The organism is Paracoccus endophyticus (genome assembly GCF_003286075.1).
GTDB classification, from domain to species: domain Bacteria; phylum Pseudomonadota; class Alphaproteobacteria; order Rhodobacterales; family Rhodobacteraceae; genus Paracoccus; species Paracoccus endophyticus.
Window position 1 is genome coordinate 603,283 of record NZ_QLUV01000001.1, and the last position, 14,579, is coordinate 617,861.

Annotated in this window: 12 protein-coding genes; 6 read left to right on the forward strand and 6 right to left on the reverse strand. The window is 71.4% G+C overall.

All coding sequences use genetic code 11. The features are described 5' to 3' along the window. Window positions 1-89: 89 nt before the first annotated feature. Window positions 90-776, reverse strand: a complete 687-nt coding sequence (locus tag DPQ23_RS02915) for a response regulator transcription factor (protein ID WP_112873137.1) — start codon at window positions 774-776, stop codon at window positions 90-92. Window positions 777-1,011: 235 nt separating this feature from the next. On the opposite strand from DPQ23_RS02915, the gene ribA reads away from it, so the two are divergent. From ribA to DPQ23_RS02935, 4 genes are all read left to right on the forward strand, one after another. Beyond that, on the forward strand, window positions 1,012-2,085 hold the full coding sequence (ribA, locus tag DPQ23_RS02920) for a GTP cyclohydrolase II (RefSeq protein WP_112873138.1): 1,074 nt from the start codon (window positions 1,012-1,014) through the stop codon (window positions 2,083-2,085). Continuing rightward, window positions 2,085-2,615: a L,D-transpeptidase family protein gene (locus DPQ23_RS02925; protein ID WP_112873139.1), complete on the forward strand. Its 531-nt coding sequence runs from the start codon at window positions 2,085-2,087 to the stop codon at window positions 2,613-2,615. Before ribA ends, DPQ23_RS02925 begins: the two co-directional genes overlap by 1 nt. Before the next feature lie 104 nt (window positions 2,616-2,719). After that, window positions 2,720-3,886, forward strand: coding sequence for a nucleotide sugar dehydrogenase (locus DPQ23_RS02930; RefSeq protein ID WP_112873140.1), 1,167 nt, complete (start codon window positions 2,720-2,722; stop codon window positions 3,884-3,886). Next, window positions 3,886-4,887, forward strand: coding sequence for an NAD-dependent epimerase/dehydratase family protein (locus tag DPQ23_RS02935; protein WP_112873141.1), 1,002 nt, complete (start codon window positions 3,886-3,888; stop codon window positions 4,885-4,887). The genes DPQ23_RS02930 and DPQ23_RS02935 overlap by 1 nt, the downstream gene beginning before the upstream one ends. A gap of 148 nt (window positions 4,888-5,035) precedes the next feature. On the opposite strand, the gene DPQ23_RS02940 is transcribed toward DPQ23_RS02935, so the two are convergent. The 4 genes from DPQ23_RS02940 to DPQ23_RS02955 form a co-directional block, all read right to left on the reverse strand. After that, complete coding sequence (locus DPQ23_RS02940; RefSeq protein WP_112873142.1) at window positions 5,036-5,983, reverse strand: manganese catalase family protein; 948 nt, start codon at window positions 5,981-5,983, stop codon at window positions 5,036-5,038. A 300-nt stretch (window positions 5,984-6,283) separates the two neighbouring features. Further along, window positions 6,284-8,905 (reverse strand): DNA translocase FtsK, encoded by a 2,622-nt coding sequence (locus tag DPQ23_RS02945; protein ID WP_112873143.1) that lies wholly within the window; start codon window positions 8,903-8,905, stop codon window positions 6,284-6,286. 3 nt (window positions 8,906-8,908) lie between these two features. Beyond that, on the reverse strand, window positions 8,909-10,093 hold the full coding sequence (locus DPQ23_RS02950; RefSeq protein WP_112873144.1) for an aminotransferase class I/II-fold pyridoxal phosphate-dependent enzyme: 1,185 nt from the start codon (window positions 10,091-10,093) through the stop codon (window positions 8,909-8,911). 105 nt (window positions 10,094-10,198) lie between these two features. Further along, complete coding sequence (locus DPQ23_RS02955) at window positions 10,199-11,527, reverse strand: amidase (RefSeq protein ID WP_112873145.1); 1,329 nt, start codon at window positions 11,525-11,527, stop codon at window positions 10,199-10,201. A gap of 307 nt (window positions 11,528-11,834) precedes the next feature. Here DPQ23_RS02955 and DPQ23_RS02960 point away from each other — a divergent pair, with 307 nt between their 5' ends. Continuing rightward, on the forward strand, window positions 11,835-13,058 hold the full coding sequence (locus tag DPQ23_RS02960; RefSeq protein ID WP_112873146.1) for an FAD-dependent monooxygenase: 1,224 nt from the start codon (window positions 11,835-11,837) through the stop codon (window positions 13,056-13,058). Window positions 13,059-13,150: 92 nt separating this feature from the next. Next, complete coding sequence (locus DPQ23_RS02965; protein ID WP_112873331.1) at window positions 13,151-13,747, forward strand: LolA family protein; 597 nt, start codon at window positions 13,151-13,153, stop codon at window positions 13,745-13,747. A gap of 65 nt (window positions 13,748-13,812) precedes the next feature. On the opposite strand, the gene DPQ23_RS02970 is transcribed toward DPQ23_RS02965, so the two are convergent. Further along, window positions 13,813-14,400, reverse strand: coding sequence for a transglycosylase SLT domain-containing protein (locus tag DPQ23_RS02970; protein WP_112873147.1), 588 nt, complete (start codon window positions 14,398-14,400; stop codon window positions 13,813-13,815). Window positions 14,401-14,579: the final 179 nt, after the last annotated feature.

Genomic DNA, 14,579 nt, shown 5'->3' on the forward strand with positions numbered 1-14,579 from the left:
TGACCGTATCCCCGGTCACTGGGCTTCACAGACAGAACACCTCAGGGGCGTGCCGGTTCCCGCGCCCGACAGCTTTCGCGCGACGCCCTTCAGGAGACCAGCCGATAGCCGCCGCTTTCCGTCACCAGCAGGCGGGCGTTGGACGGATCGGGCTCGATCTTCTGGCGCAGGCGATAGATGTGGGTCTCCAGCGTGTGGGTCGTGACGCCCGCGTTGTAGCCCCAGACCTCGTGCAGCAGCACGTCGCGCGGCACCACGCCGTCCTTGGCGCGATACAGGAACTTGAGGATGTTGGTTTCCTTTTCCGTCAGCCGGATCTTGCGGTCCTTGGCGTCGATCAGCATCTTCATCGACGGCCTGAACGTATAGGGGCCAAGCTGGAAGACCGCGTCCTCGGACTGTTCGTGCGTGCGCAGCTGCGCGCGCAGCCGGGCCAGCAGGACGGGGAACTTGAACGGCTTGGTGATGTAATCGTTGGCGCCGCTGTCCAGGCCCAGGATCGTGTCGGCGTCGGTGTCGTGGCCGGTCAGCATGACCACCGGGCATTTCACGCCCTGCTTGCGCAGACGCTTGCACAGTTCGCGCCCGTCGGTGTCGGGCAGGCCCACGTCCAGCACCACCAGGTCGAAGATGGTGCCCTTGGTCCTCTCGACGGCCTCGGCGCCGGTCCCGGCCTCGAACACGTCGAAATCCTCGGTGGCGACAAGCTGTTCGGCCAGGGCCTCGCGCAGGTCGTCCTCGTCATCGACAAGCAGGATCTTCTTCAGACCAGCCATCTCAGCCTCCATGCGGTTCCTAGGGGACAGACATGGCGGCGCAAGCGCCCCGGTCCAGCAGGTTGCAATGTTTCTCACGGGCAGTTGTCGCGGGGCGGTGTTATGTTACGGACTGTTTCAGGGTCCTGCATTCCGACGAGCGGGCCTGCCCCGGTCCGGCGCGCCGGCCCGGTGCCCTGACCTTGTGTTCCGACCCTGTGCCCCGACCCTGTGCCCCGATCATGAGCCCCCGAGCATGAGCCTTGTCCCGACGCTGTGCGAAACGATCAGCCGGGCGCGCACCGACCTGCGCGTCGGGCTGCCGGTCGTGATCGACGGGCATCTGGTCGCGGCCGTGGAAACGCTGACCCCGGCGCGGCTGGCCGATCTGCGGGCGCTGGGCCGCGTCGTGCTGGCGATCACCGACCGGCGGGCCGAGACGCTGAAGGCGCGCGCCTATGACGGCGACCTGGCGCGGGTGCGGGTGCCGGGCGACGCCGACGTGGCCTGGCTGCGGGCGGTGGCGGACCCCTCGGGCGACCTGATGACCCCGATGAAGGGGCCGCTGTTCACCGACCGCCCCGAGGACGCGGGCGCGGACGTGGCCGCGCACCGCGCCGCAATCGGCCTGGCCAAGTCGGCGCAGCTGCTGCCGGCGCTGGTGATCGTGGCCGGGGTGTCCGCGCCGCCCGGCCTGACCGCGCTGCCCGCGGGGCCGATGCTGGCGCAACTGGCCGCGGAAACGGCGCTGGCCCCCGTCGCCGCCGCGCGGCTGCCGCTGGCCGCGGCGGAACGATCGCAGTTGCACATCCTGCGTCCCGCCGATGGCGGGACCGAGCATTACGCCGTCGAGATCGGCAGCCCGCGCCGCGACGAACCCGTGCTGGCGCGGCTGCATTCCGCCTGCTTTACCGGCGACGTGCTGGGCAGCCTGAAATGCGATTGCGGCCCGCAGCTCGCCTCGGCGCTGGCGGCGATGGGGCAGGCGGGGGACGGGGTGCTGCTGTATCTCAACCAGGAAGGGCGCGGCATCGGGTTGGCCAACAAGATGCGCGCCTATGGCCTGCAGAACCAGGGATTCGACACGGTCGAGGCCAACCACCGCCTGGGCTTCGAGGATGACGAGCGCGACTTTCGCCTGGGCGCGGCGATGCTGCGCCGCATGGGGTTTTCGGCGGTGCGGCTGATGACCAACAACCCGCGCAAGGTGGCCATGATGCAGGCGCATGGCATCGAGGTGGTCGAGCGGGTGCCGCTGGCCGTGGGGCGCAACCGCTGGAACGACGCCTATCTGTCGGTCAAGGCGGCCAAGTCGGGGCATCTGCTGTGATGGTGCTGTCCCCCGGCGGGCTGCGCGCCTTTGGCCGCATCATGCCCTGCAGCATCGGGCGCGCCGGCGTGACCGCCGCCAAGGCCGAGGGCGACGGCGCCACCCCGGCAGGGGTCCATCGCATCGCGGGGCTGCTGTACCGGCCCGACCGGCTGGCCCGGCCCGCGCCCTGGGCCGAACCGATCGGGCCGGGCGATCTGTGGTGCGATGCGCCGGGCGATCCGGCCTATAACCACGCGGTGCGCGCGCCCTTTCGCCCCAGCCACGAACGGCTGCGCCGGGCCGATCCGCTGTACGACCTGGTGCTGGTCACCGACTGGAACTGGCCCGATGCCCGGCCCGGGCGCGGCTCGGCGATCTTTCTGCACCAGTGGCGCCGGCCGGGGTTCCCGACGGCGGGCTGCATTGCCCTGTCGCGGGCGGACCTGCTGTGGCTTGCGGCCCGCGCGGGACCCGGCACGCGGCTGGCCGTGCCCGCCGCGCTGGCCGGGCGCGCCACGCGCCGCGGGCTGGTCGCCGCGCCGCTGTAAGCCCGCCCCGGCGCCGGCGCCGGTCCATGCCGCGCGGCCGCCCGCCCCTTGCCGCCGCGCGTCTGCCGGTCCATCCCTTGCGCACGGAAGCGAAGGAGCCACGGATGAAGATCGCTGTTGCCGGACTGGGGTATGTCGGGCTGTCGCTGGCCGTGCTGCTGGCGCAGGCCAACCGGGTGATGGCGCTGGACGTGGCCGGGCCGCGGGTCGATGCCGTGAACGCCCGCCGCTCGCCGATCGAGGACGCCGAGGTCAGCGCCTTTCTGTCCACCCGCGCGCTGGACCTGACGGCCACGCTGGATGCAGGTCAGGCGCTGGCGGGGGCCGATTATGTCATCATCGCCACGCCCACGAACTATGACCCGCGCACCAACCATTTCGACACCTCCAGCGTCGAGCAGGTGATCGCGCAGGCGCGCCGGCACGCGCCCGACGCCACCATCGTCGTGAAATCCACCATCCCCGTCGGCTTTACCCAGCGGATGCGGGCCGAGCACGGGACCGACGCGATCCTGTTCTCGCCCGAGTTCCTGCGCGAGGGGCGCGCGCTTTACGACAACCTGCACCCGTCGCGCATCGTCGTGGGCGACCAGACCCCGGCCGCGCGGCGCTTTGCCGACCTGCTGGTGGCGGGGGCCGAGGACAAGACCATGCCGGTGATGTTCACCGGCTCGACCGAGGCCGAGGCGATCAAGCTGTTTTCCAACACCTATCTTGCGCTGCGCGTCGCCTTTTTCAACGAGCTGGACAGCTATGCGCTGACCAAGGGGCTGGACGCCCGCCAGATCGTCGAGGGCGTCAGCCTGGACCCGCGCATCGGCGGCAACTACAACAACCCCAGCTTTGGCTATGGCGGCTATTGCCTGCCCAAGGACACCAAGCAGCTGCTGGCGAACTATGGCAACGTGCCGCAGAACCTGATCGCGGCGGTGGTGGAATCCAACCGCACCCGCAAGGACGTGATCGCCGAGCAGATCATCGCGCGTCGCCCGGCCTGCGTGGGCGTGCACCGGCTGGTGATGAAGGCGGGGTCCGACAATTTCCGCGACAGCTCGATCCAGGGGATCATGAAGCGGATCAAGGCCAAGGGCATCCCGGTGATCGTGTACGAGCCGGTGCTGACCGAGGGCCAGTTCTTCAACTCGCCCGTGGTCCGCGACCTGGCCGAGTTCAAGGCCCGCGCCGACCTGATCATCACCAACCGGATGTCGCCCGACCTGGCCGACGTGACGGACAAGGTGTTCACCCGCGACCTGTTCGGCGCCGACTGATGCGGACGGCGGTGGTCACCGGGTCTGCGGGGTTCATCGGATTCCACCTGTCGCGGCGGCTGCTGGACCAGGGCTGGCGGGTCGTCGGCGTGGACAGCCACAACGACTATTACGACCCGGCGCTGAAAGCCGCGCGCGAGGCGCGGCTGACCCCGGACCCGCAGTTCCGCGTCCTGCGCGGGACGGTCGAGACGCCGGGCCTGCTGGCCGATCTGTTCGCGGCGGAACGGCCCGACGCGGTGATCCACCTGGCCGCGCAGGCGGGCGTGCGCCATTCCATCGACACGCCGCGCGCCTATGTCCAGGCGAACCTGCTGGGCACGTTCGAGCTGCTCGAGGCCGCACGCGCCCATCCGCCCGCGCATCTGCTGCTGGCCTCGACCAGCTCGGTCTACGGCGCCAACACGGCGATGCCCTATCGCGAGACGGACAAGGCCGACACCCAGATGTCGTTCTATGCCGCGACCAAGAAATCCACCGAGGCGATGGCCCATTCCTATGCCCATCTGTTCGGCCTGCCGGTGACGATGCTGCGGTTCTTTACCGTCTATGGCCCGTGGGGGCGGCCCGACATGGCGCCTTGGCTCTTCACCCGCGCCATCCTGGACGGCCAGCCGATCCGGGTGTTCAACCACGGGCGGATGCAGCGCGATTTCACCCATGTCGGCGACCTGTCGGCGGCGGTCGCCCGGCTGATCGACGCGGCGCCCGGCACGGTGCCGGCGGGGGCGTGCGACAGCCTGTCGCCGGTCGCGCCGTTCCGGGTGGTCAACATCGGCAACGGCGCGCCCGTGCAGCTTGGCGACTTCATCGCCGCGATCGAGGCCGCGACCGGGCGCACCGCGATCCGCGACCTGCAACCGATGCAGCCCGGCGACGTGCCGGCGACCTGGGCCGACACCACCCTGCTGACCGCCCTGACCGGGCAGGTGCCGCGCACGACCGTGCGGCAGGGCGTCGTCGATTATGTGCAGTGGTTCCGCGCCTATTACGGCGACTGAACGCGGGGCAGCCCAAGGGGGGGCGGGCAAGGCGTCCCGCAGCCCGCCGCGGGGATGCCACCGCCCGACCACGCGGACCGGAAACGGCCTGCCTCTCGTGTCGAGAGACGGGCCGATCCGTTCGGCGCCCATCAGCCGGGGTCGGGGATCAGAGCGAGCCTGCGCCCTGCGCGGCCGCCTTGGTCAGCCGCTGCGCGATCTCGTACATCTCCTCGGGCGCATAGTCCGGGGTGAAGGCCGAGGGCTGGCCGGTCAGGTCGTGGATCTTGCCGCCGTCCGGCATCCCCTCGACCACGATCAGCTCTCCGGGCGGGTCGCCGGGAAGCGCCTGCTCGCCCTCCCAGATGCCGCGCATCGCCTGATAGTCGCCGGTCGAGAACGTATAGAGCCGCCGGTGCGAGCCTTCGACCAGGTACTTCTGGCACTCGGGGATCTTGTCCAGCGGGATGTTGGGCGTGGGCAGCATCTGCTCGATAGCGATGCCGGTCAGCTTCTTGAGCGCCAGCGCATAGGCGTGGGCGTGCACCGAGCCGCGGACCAGCAGATAGCCGCAGACCTCGCGCCCGGTCGTGTTGTCGTGGGTCAGCGATTCATAGACCCGCAGCTTGTGCAGGCGCGCCCCGCATTCCAGGTGAAAGTTGTGCAGCAGGTCGAACACCACGTTGCCGGTCGTGGTGACCATGTCGACGTTCCACGACATCGAGTTCGAGTTCACCGGCACCGCGCCGCCCGCGTGGGAAAAGAACGACGCGGCCGAGCGGATGTCCTTCATGTCGGCAAAGGGCGCGTTCGAGATGTCGCCGCCGTTGCGCTCGTCCGCGCCCGGCTTGTCGGGACCGTTGGCCAGCATCGCGATGCCGTGGGACACCAGCTCGACGTGGCCCAGCTCTTCGGCGGTGATCGCGGCCACCAGGTTGTAGAAGGGCTTGAGCTTGGACTTCGAGCGGAAGTTGAAGCTCTGGAACATGTAGTTGCCCAGCGTGGACATCTCGCCGTACTTGCCGCCCAGAAGCTCCTGAAGGGCGGCGGCAGCGTTGGGGTCGGCCTTCTTGGGGGGCGGAAGCTCGGTCTGGAGCTGGTCGACGCGCATGAACATATGGCTGATCCTCGTGTGGCAAGGTTTCGCGGGCAGCGATGCCCCTGCGACAACGCACTGGCGCAGCGATCGTTCACGGGCCCGGCCCGCAGGCCGCAAGATTCCGCGGCAGGGAAAGGGTCGGGTGCGGGCCGGACCGCCGCCACAGGGCTGGGCGCCCGGCTCGCGCGCAGCTGTCCCCGCCTGCTGACGGGCTGACGCGCCGGCCCCAGCCTCGCTGGTCCCAGCCCGCGCGCAGCGGCTCGGCGTCACGCGGGCCCGGTCGCGCCCGACGGGGCCGGCAGGCCCGCAGACAGGCCGTCACACCTCGGGGACCAGGACCTCGCGCTTGCCGACGTGGTTGGCGGCGCTGACGACGCCCTGCTCCTCCATCTGCTCGACCAGGCGCGCGGCCTTGTTGTAGCCGATGGCCAGCTTGCGCTGGATGTAGCTGGTGGAACACTTGCGGTCCTTGGCGACGATGGCGACTGCCTGGTCGTACAGCACGTCGTCGGACCCGTCGGTGGCCAGGATCGCGTCGATCTCGGCCTCGCGCTCCTCGTCGGGCGATTCCACGACGCCGCTCATGTAGCGGGGCGGCCCGAAGGACTTGAGGTGGTTCACCACCTCCTCGACCTCCTCGTCGCTGACGAACGGCCCGTGGACGCGGGTGATGCGCGAGCCCCCGGCCATATACAGCATGTCGCCCATGCCCAGCAATTGCTCGGCCCCCTGTTCGCCCAGGATGGTGCGGCTGTCGATCTTGCTTGTCACCTGAAAGCTGATCCGGGTCGGGAAGTTCGCCTTGATCGTGCCGGTGATCACATCGACCGACGGGCGCTGCGTCGCCATGACGATGTGGATGCCCGACGCCCGCGCCATCTGCGCCAGGCGCTGGATGCAGGCCTCGATCTCTTTCCCCGCGACCATCATCAGGTCGGCCATCTCGTCCACGATGACGACGATATAGGGGAAGGCCTCGGGCTGGAACTCCTCGGTCTCGAAGACGGGCTCGCCGGTGTCCTCGTCAAAGCCGGTCTGCATGGTGCGGCGGAACATCTCGCCGCGGTCCAGCGCCTCGCGGACGCGGCCGTTGTAGCCCTCGATGTTGCGCACGCCCATCTTGGACATCTTGCGATAGCGTTCCTCCATCTCGGACACGACCCATTTCAGCGCGACGACGGCCTTCTTGGGGTCGGTGACGACCGGGGACAGCAGATGCGGGATGCCGTCATAGACCGACAGTTCCAGCATCTTGGGGTCGATCATGATGAGGCGGCATTCCTGCGGCGTCAGCTTGTAGAGCAGCGACAGGATCATGGTGTTGATCGCCACCGACTTGCCTGACCCGGTGGTGCCCGCGATCAGCAGGTGGGGCATCTTGGCCAGGTTCGCCACAACCGGCTCGCCCCCGATGTCCTTGCCCAGCGCCAGCGGCAGCGGCATGGCCGTGTCGGCGAAGGCGTGCGAGGCGAGGATCTCGCGCAGCACGACCTTTTCGCGGCGCTGGTTGGGCAGCTCGATCCCGATGACGGTGCGGCCCGGAACGGTGGACACGCGCGCCGACAGCGCCGACATCGACCGCGCGATGTCGTCGGACAGGCCGATCACGCGGCTGGCCTTCAGCCCGGGCGCGGGTTCCAGTTCGTACAGCGTGACGACCGGACCGGGGTGGACGGCGGTGATCTGTCCCTTGACGCCATAGTCGTCCAGCACGGCCTCGAGCAGGCGGGCGTTCTCGTTCAGCGCCTCCGGGCTCAGGGCGTGGCGCTCGACGGTGCCGGGCGCGGTCAGCAGTGTCAGGGGGGGACCTTCATAGTCACCAGGCGCGGCGTCCTCGAAGGCTGCGCCGGGCTGCGCCTCGGCGCGGGGTTGCTGCGGGGGCGCGGGCCGGCGCATCGGCGGCATCGTCACGCGGCCGGCCTCGGCGTCGGTGGGGGCGGCGGGCTCTGGCGGCGCGGGGGCGCGCCCGGTCAGCCGCGCCGTGACCGCCGACAGCACCGACCGCGCGGCCGGGTCCCCGGCGGGCTGTTCCGCGCGATGGCGGATCGCGTCGGCGATGCGGGCCTGGATCGCCGCAGCATCTGGGCCGGGGCTGTCGTCATAATGCGGCTCCGGCTCCACCAGCTCGGATTCGGGCACCGCCTGCCCCGACGGGCGGCGCAGCCGCGCCAGCAGCCGGGCGGGGGGCGCCTCCGGGGCCTCGGTGGCCTCGGTCTCGCCCTCGCCCGCGGCGCGGGTGCGATGGGCCTCGGCGCGGCGGCGCAGCTCGCGCGCGGCGGCGACCGATGCGCGGCCCCCCCAGCCTGCGGCCGTCATCACAAGGTCATAGGCGGTGGCCAGGCCCGTGGCCAGGAACCGCCCGATCCCCATCGCCTCGGCCCGGTCCACGCCCAGCACGAAACCCCCGAACGCGACCGAGGCGACCGCCGACAGCAGCGCCAGGATCTTCAGCCCGACGGCGGCGGGCAGGGGCATCAGCCCCAGCATCGCGCCCATCAGCATGTCGCCCAGGTGCCCGCCCAGCCCGAAGCTTTGCGTCCAGCCCGGCGGCGGCACCATCGAGGTCGCGTAAATCGACACCAGCACCATCGCCAGCGGCGTGAAGACGCCGCGGATCAGCCGGTCCTCGCCCCTGTGCACCATCAGGCGCAGCCCCCAGGCGACGGCGGCCACCGCCAGCATCCAGCTGCCATAGCCGGTGATCATGAACAGCGCCGAGGCGGCATAGGCGCCCACCCGGCCCAGCAGGTTCTGCGCGGGCTGGTCCGTGGCGGTTCCGACGCCGGGGTCGTCGGGGGAATAGCTGAACAGCATCATCGCGACCAGGATGCCCGCGACGACCAGCCCCGCGCCCACCAGTTCCTTGACGCGACGCTCCAGCGCCGCCTGCGTGGTCTGGTCGAACAGCGGGTCGCGGTGTTTCGCCTGCCAGCTTGCCATGCCTCAGCTTCCCTCTTGGTACAGACAGTCGCGCAGGCGGGCCAGCGCGTCCTCGGTCTCGGCGGCAGGGCCGACCAGCGCCACGCGGACATAGCCCGCGCCGGGGTTGGCCCCGTCCACGTCGCGCGCGAGATAGGCGCCGGGCAGCACCTGCACGCCCGCCTCGGCCCACAGGCGGCGCGCCGCGGCCTCTCCGTCCTCGACGGGCAGCCACAGGAAGAACCCGCCCTGCGGCGGCAGATAGCCGGGGATGGTGCCCAGCACCCGGTCGGCGATGGCGTACTTGTCCTGATACAGCGCGCGGTTGGCGGCGACGTGATCCTCGTCCGCCCAGGCAATCTCGCTGACGCGCTGGTGGGGCAGCGGCACGGGCGCGCCGGCATAGGACCGCAGCACCCGGAACCGCGCGATGGCGTCGGCGGACCCGGCGGCAAAGCCCGACCGCAGCCCCGGCAGGTTCGACCGCTTGGACAGCGAGTTGAACATCATCACCCGATCGGCCAGTCCCAGCGCCTGCGCCACGGCCAGCGCGCCGGGCGGGGGCGCGTCGCGCCAGATCTCGGAATAGCATTCGTCGGCAAAGATCAGGAAATCATGCCGGTCGGCCAGCGTCACCAGAGCTTCCAGATAGTCGCGGTCCGCGACCGCACCCTGCGGGTTGGCGGGCGAGCACAGATAGCAGATCGCCGTGCCGTCCAGCGTGGCCGCGTCCAGGCCCGCGAAATCGGGCAGGTGGCCGGTCGCGGCGGTGGCCGGCACGAAGACCGGCTCGGCCCCCACGGCGGCGGCGGCGACGGCATAGACCTGATAGAAGGGGTTGGGCACCAGCACCTTGGCCCGCGCGCCGTTCTTGCGTTCGGGGCACAGCGCCAGCGCCGCGTTGAACAGCCCCTCGCGCGTGCCGTTCAGGACCGTGATGCGGTCGGCCCCGACCTCGATCCCGTGGCGCTGCCCGATCCAGCCCGAGATCGCGGCCAGCAGCGCGGGCGTGCCCTCGTTCGGGGGGTACTTGGCCAGTTCACCCACGCTGCGGGCCAGGGTCGGCGCCACGAAGTCGGGCAGGTCGTGGCGCGGCTCTCCGATGGTCATCACCACCGGGTCCGGGCCGGGCGTCACGTCGGCCAGAAGCCGCCGCAGACGCGGAAACGCATAGGCCGGCAGGTTCGAGAACCGCTCGGGGGATGCCATGACTCTGCCTCGCTTGACGGAGTCGTGTCGCCCCGTTTGCCGTCAGACTATCGGCAAAGCCGCCGTGCGTCCAGCCAAAGCCGGGCCGCGGCGGGCTGCGGACGGTCAGTCCCGCAGGGCGGATTCGGCCCCTGCGGCGGTCCGCAGCAACGCCCGGTCGGCGCCCGCGCGGCCCATCAGCATGACCCCGCAGGCCGGGCGCCGTGTCGGCAGGGTGATCGCAGGCAGGCCCAGCAGATTGGCGATTCGGGTGTTGCGCAGGGCCAGCAGGTTCTCGGCCGCGAAAAACGCCGCGTCGCGTTCCAGCCGCGCGGCATCCGGGGGCATGATCGCGACCGTGGGCAGGATCACCGCGTCAAAGGGGGCGACCGCCGCCGCCCAGTCCGCGCGCAGCCGCGCCAGCGTTTCCCAGCCCGCGACGTAATCCGCCGCACCGACCGTCTGGCCGCCCCGGAAGCGGTCCAGCATCGGCGGGAACATCAGCTCGGGCGCGGCCTCGATCTGGTCGCGCCAGATGCCATAGGCCTCGGGGGCGAACAGCGTGGGCGACAGCGCCAGCGCACGGGCCACGCAGTCGGGCGCGGCATGGGTGATGCGGGCGCCCGCGGCGGCCAGGGCGGCCACGGCCTCCTCGAACGCGGCGACGGGGGCGTCGCGCGCCTGGTCGAAGGGGGCGCCGTCCAGCACCATCAGGCGCAGGCCGCGCGCGTCCGCGCCGCGCAGGTCGGGCGCGGCCTCGCCGCGCAGCAGGGCCACGATCTCGGCGCAGTCCTCGACCGTGCGGGCCAGCGGGCCGGCCGCGTCGAAGCGGCGGCACAGCGGCAGCACGCCCGTCATGTCCAGCGCGCCATGCGTCGGCTTGAAGCCGACGATCCCGTTCCACGCCGCCGGCACCCGGACCGAGCCGCCGGTGTCGGTCCCCATGGCCGCCGCCGCCAGCCCCAGCGCGACCGAGACCGCCGCCCCCCCCGACGAGCCGCCGGCGACCAGCGCAGGGTCGAGCGCATTGGGCACGGTGGCGACCGGCGGGTTCAGCCCCAGCCCGGAAAACGCCAGTTCCGTCATGTGGGTCTTGCCCAGGCAGACGGTTCCCTGCAGGCAGGCGGTGGCCAGCAGGCCCGCGTCGGTGGGGGGCGTGCGCCCCTCGAGCAGCAGCGACCCGGCCTCGGTCGCGACCAGGGCGCTGTCGAAATTGTCTTTCCAACTCAGCGCCACGCCGTCCAGCAGGCCGCGGCGCAGCCCCGCGCGGGCGCGGTCATGCGCGGCGATCGCCTCGCTGCGCGCGCGGTCGGGGGTCAGCCGGGCATAGATGCGGGCCCCGTCCGGGTGGCGGGCGATGGCGTCCAGATAGGCGTCCGCCAGATCCACGGGGCTGACCAGCCCGGCCAGGATCGCCCGGCCCTGGTCGGTCGCCGATGTCGTCCGCCACTCCATCCGCACCCCCTGGCTTGCCGGCGCAAAGGCTAGACCCCCGCGGCTTGCGCGGCAATGGCGGCGTGGGACAGGCCGAGGCCCGGGGGGGTGGCGGAAAGGGGCGGCCCGTGGGACGGCGGCCCGTGGGAGGGCGGCCCGTCCCGACGAGGACCGCGGACGCGTGCGGCGCACGCCCCACCCGCAGGGTGCGCTTGCGGCGCAGCACTCGTCCGGGTCGGCCCGCCGCGCCCGGGCGTGCCGCCGCGCCGCCGATTGGACGCGGCGATGCCGCATGGACCCTGTCGCCGGGTCGTCCTAGTCTGCGGCCATGACACCGAACCATGACATCCTGATCGCGGGCGGCGGGCTGAACGGCCCGGCGCTGGCGCTGGCGCTGGCCGGCGCCGGGTTTTCCGTCGCCGTCATCGACGCGCGTCCCGCCCGCGCCCGCGCCGCCGACGACTTCGACGGGCGCGCCTATGCGCTGGCGCTGGCCTCGCGCCGCCTGCTGGGGGCGCTGGGCCTGTGGGACGGGCTTGCGCCGCGATCCCAGCCGATCCTGCGAGTCGAGGCCGCGCAGGGCCATCCGGGCGAGGGCGCCGACCCGTTCCGCCTAGTCTTCGACAGCGCCGAGATCGAGGAGGGCGCCGTCGGCCACATGGTCGAGGACCGCCATCTTTATTCCGCGCTGATGCAGGCGATGGCGGGGCGCGTGACTCATGTGCCCGCGACGCAGGTCGTGGCGCAGGACGGGCGGCCGGGCCATGTCGCCGTCACCCTGTCGGACGGGCGGACGCTGACGGCGCGGCTGCTGGTGGGCGCGGACGGGCGCGGGTCGGGGGTCGCGGCGCGCGCGGGCATCACCCGGCGCGGCTGGGGCTATGGGCAGACGGCGCTGGTCGCCGCGGTCGATCACGAGCGCCCGCACAACGGCACCGCGTGGCAGTATTTCATGCCCACCGGCCCGCTGGCGATCCTGCCGCTGCCGGGCAACCGCAGTTCCATCGTGTGGTCGGAACCCGATGCCGGCGCGCAGGCGATCGCGGCGCTGGACGACGCCCGCTTCCTGGACCTGCTGCGCCCCCGGTTCGGCGATTTCCTGGGCGAGATCACGCTGGCAGGGCCGCGGTTTTCCTATCCGCTCAGCCTCAGCCTGGCGGACGCCCATGTCGCGCCGCGCATCGCGCTGGTGGGCGATGCCGCGCACGGCGTCCATCCCATCGCCGGGCAGGGGCTGAACCTGGGCCTGCGGGACGTGGCGGCGCTGGCCGAGGTGCTGGTCGATGCCGCGCGGCGGGGCGAGGACATCGGCGCGCCGGACGTGCTGGCCCGCTATCAGGTCTGGCGGCGGTTCGATTCGACCGCGCTGGGCCTGGGGATGGACAGCGTGAACCGGCTGTTTTCGAACGACAACATCCTGCTGCGGACGGCGCGGGGCCTGGGCATGGGGGCGGTGACGGCGACCGGGCCGCTGCGCCGGGCCTTCATGCGGCAGGCGGCGGGGCTGTCCATCGACCCGATGCCGCGCCTGCTGGCCGGCCGGCCGCTGTAGCGCGGAACGTTCACCCGCGCGCGAGCGTTGCGGCCCCGGCCGTCCCGGTTTCGTGACGTGCAACCCTTTGGAAAGCCCGTATGATCCGGCCCATGATCCTTCGCTCTCTCGCGCTTGCGCCCGCCTTCGCCCTCGTCCTCGCCTTGCCGGCGGCGGCCGAGAAGATCCCCCTCAACGAGATCTCCCGCTATCTCAACAGCCTCAAGACCGTGGTGGCCGAGTTCACGCAGGTGAACCCCAACAGCTCGGTCACGCCCGGCACCGTCTATATCCAGCGCCCCGGCCGGGTGCGGTTCGAATACAGGGGCGACCAGACGCTGGTGCTGGCGTCGGGCGGGCAGGTCGCCGTGTTCGACAAGAAATCGAACACCGGCGCGCAGCAGTACCCGCTGTCCAAGACGCCGCTGTCGATCATCCTGGACGACAACATCAACCTGGGCCGCGCCCGCATGGTCACGGCGCACACCGAGAAGAAGAACACCACCGTCGTCAAGGCGCAGGACCCCGCGCACCCGGAATACGGCAACATCCAGATGGTGTTCACCGCCAACCCGACCGAGCTGCGCCAGTGGGTCGTGACCGACGACACCGGCAAGCGCACGACGGTCATCCTGGGCCAGATGAAAAAGGGCGTGTCGATCCCGCCGTCGCGCTTTTCCATCGCCGCCGAGGCCGAGCGGCGGAACTGACCGCGCCGGCCCGGCGGCCGCGGCCGGCTTGGCAGGGCGATGTCCGGCGGACCGCGCCTGCGGCCTCAGGCGCGTCCGCAGGACCGCAGTTGTGCGTCATACATGGCGGCGCGCGACTGCACCTGGCCCGCGACGCCCAGCAGCCAGGGCTTGGACAGGTGGCTGCCGTCGGCGAATCCGCTGCGCCCCTCGTGATAGGCCAGGTACTGCGACCCCGCGTCGTGCGGCGCGATGCCCAGCCGCCGGGTCGTGCCGTTCATGTACCAGCCCATGAAGTCGGTGGCGTCGCGGATGTCGTCGCGCCGGGCGCGGCGCTTGCCGGTGTCGCGCAGATACTCCTCCCACGTGCCGTCCAGCGCCTGGGAATAGCCGAAGGCCGAGCTTTGCCGCCCGATCGGAATGATGCCCAGCGCGTACTGATGCGGCGTGCGGGCGTCGCCCACGAACTTTGATTCCTGGTGAATCGCCGCCATCTGGACCGCCACCGGCACGCCCCAGCGCCGCTGGCTGTCGCGCATCGCGCGCAGATAGGCGGGGCGCTCGGCCACGATGGCGCAGGCGTTGTCCAGTTGCCGCGGCGCCTTGAAGCTGCCGCCGCCGCCCCCGCAGGACGCCACCAGCATCACGATCGCCAGTTTCAGATAGGTGTTCATGCCAGACTGCCCCAGGGTCTTGTGATTTTTCGCACGATCCTAGGGGGAAACCGCAGACGGGGAAATGAGGAAATTGTCGCGCGCCCGTCCCGTCGCGGCGCCGGCCGCATCGGCGGTCCCGCGTCCGGCGCGGGTCGCAGGCCCTTGCCTGCACGCCCCGGGCCGCTAAGGTCCCCGGC

Bases quoted from the DNA above. Each gene is read 5' to 3' on its own strand.
- DPQ23_RS02915 (WP_112873137.1), bottom strand. From the start codon at position 776: ATGGCTGGTCTGAAGAAGATCCTGCTTGTCGATGACGAGGACGACCTG.
- ribA (WP_112873138.1), top strand. From the start codon at position 1,012: ATGAGCCTTGTCCCGACGCTGTGCGAAACGATCAGCCGGGCGCGCACC.
- DPQ23_RS02925 (WP_112873139.1), top strand. From the start codon at position 2,085: ATGGTGCTGTCCCCCGGCGGGCTGCGCGCCTTTGGCCGCATCATGCCC.
- DPQ23_RS02930 (WP_112873140.1), top strand. From the start codon at position 2,720: ATGAAGATCGCTGTTGCCGGACTGGGGTATGTCGGGCTGTCGCTGGCC.
- DPQ23_RS02935 (WP_112873141.1), top strand. From the start codon at position 3,886: ATGCGGACGGCGGTGGTCACCGGGTCTGCGGGGTTCATCGGATTCCAC.
- DPQ23_RS02940 (WP_112873142.1), bottom strand. From the start codon at position 5,983: ATGTTCATGCGCGTCGACCAGCTCCAGACCGAGCTTCCGCCCCCCAAG.
- DPQ23_RS02945 (WP_112873143.1), bottom strand. From the start codon at position 8,905: ATGGCAAGCTGGCAGGCGAAACACCGCGACCCGCTGTTCGACCAGACC.
- DPQ23_RS02950 (WP_112873144.1), bottom strand. From the start codon at position 10,093: ATGGCATCCCCCGAGCGGTTCTCGAACCTGCCGGCCTATGCGTTTCCG.
- DPQ23_RS02955 (WP_112873145.1), bottom strand. From the start codon at position 11,527: ATGGAGTGGCGGACGACATCGGCGACCGACCAGGGCCGGGCGATCCTG.
- DPQ23_RS02960 (WP_112873146.1), top strand. From the start codon at position 11,835: ATGACACCGAACCATGACATCCTGATCGCGGGCGGCGGGCTGAACGGC.
- DPQ23_RS02965 (WP_112873331.1), top strand. From the start codon at position 13,151: ATGATCCTTCGCTCTCTCGCGCTTGCGCCCGCCTTCGCCCTCGTCCTC.
- DPQ23_RS02970 (WP_112873147.1), bottom strand. From the start codon at position 14,400: ATGAACACCTATCTGAAACTGGCGATCGTGATGCTGGTGGCGTCCTGC.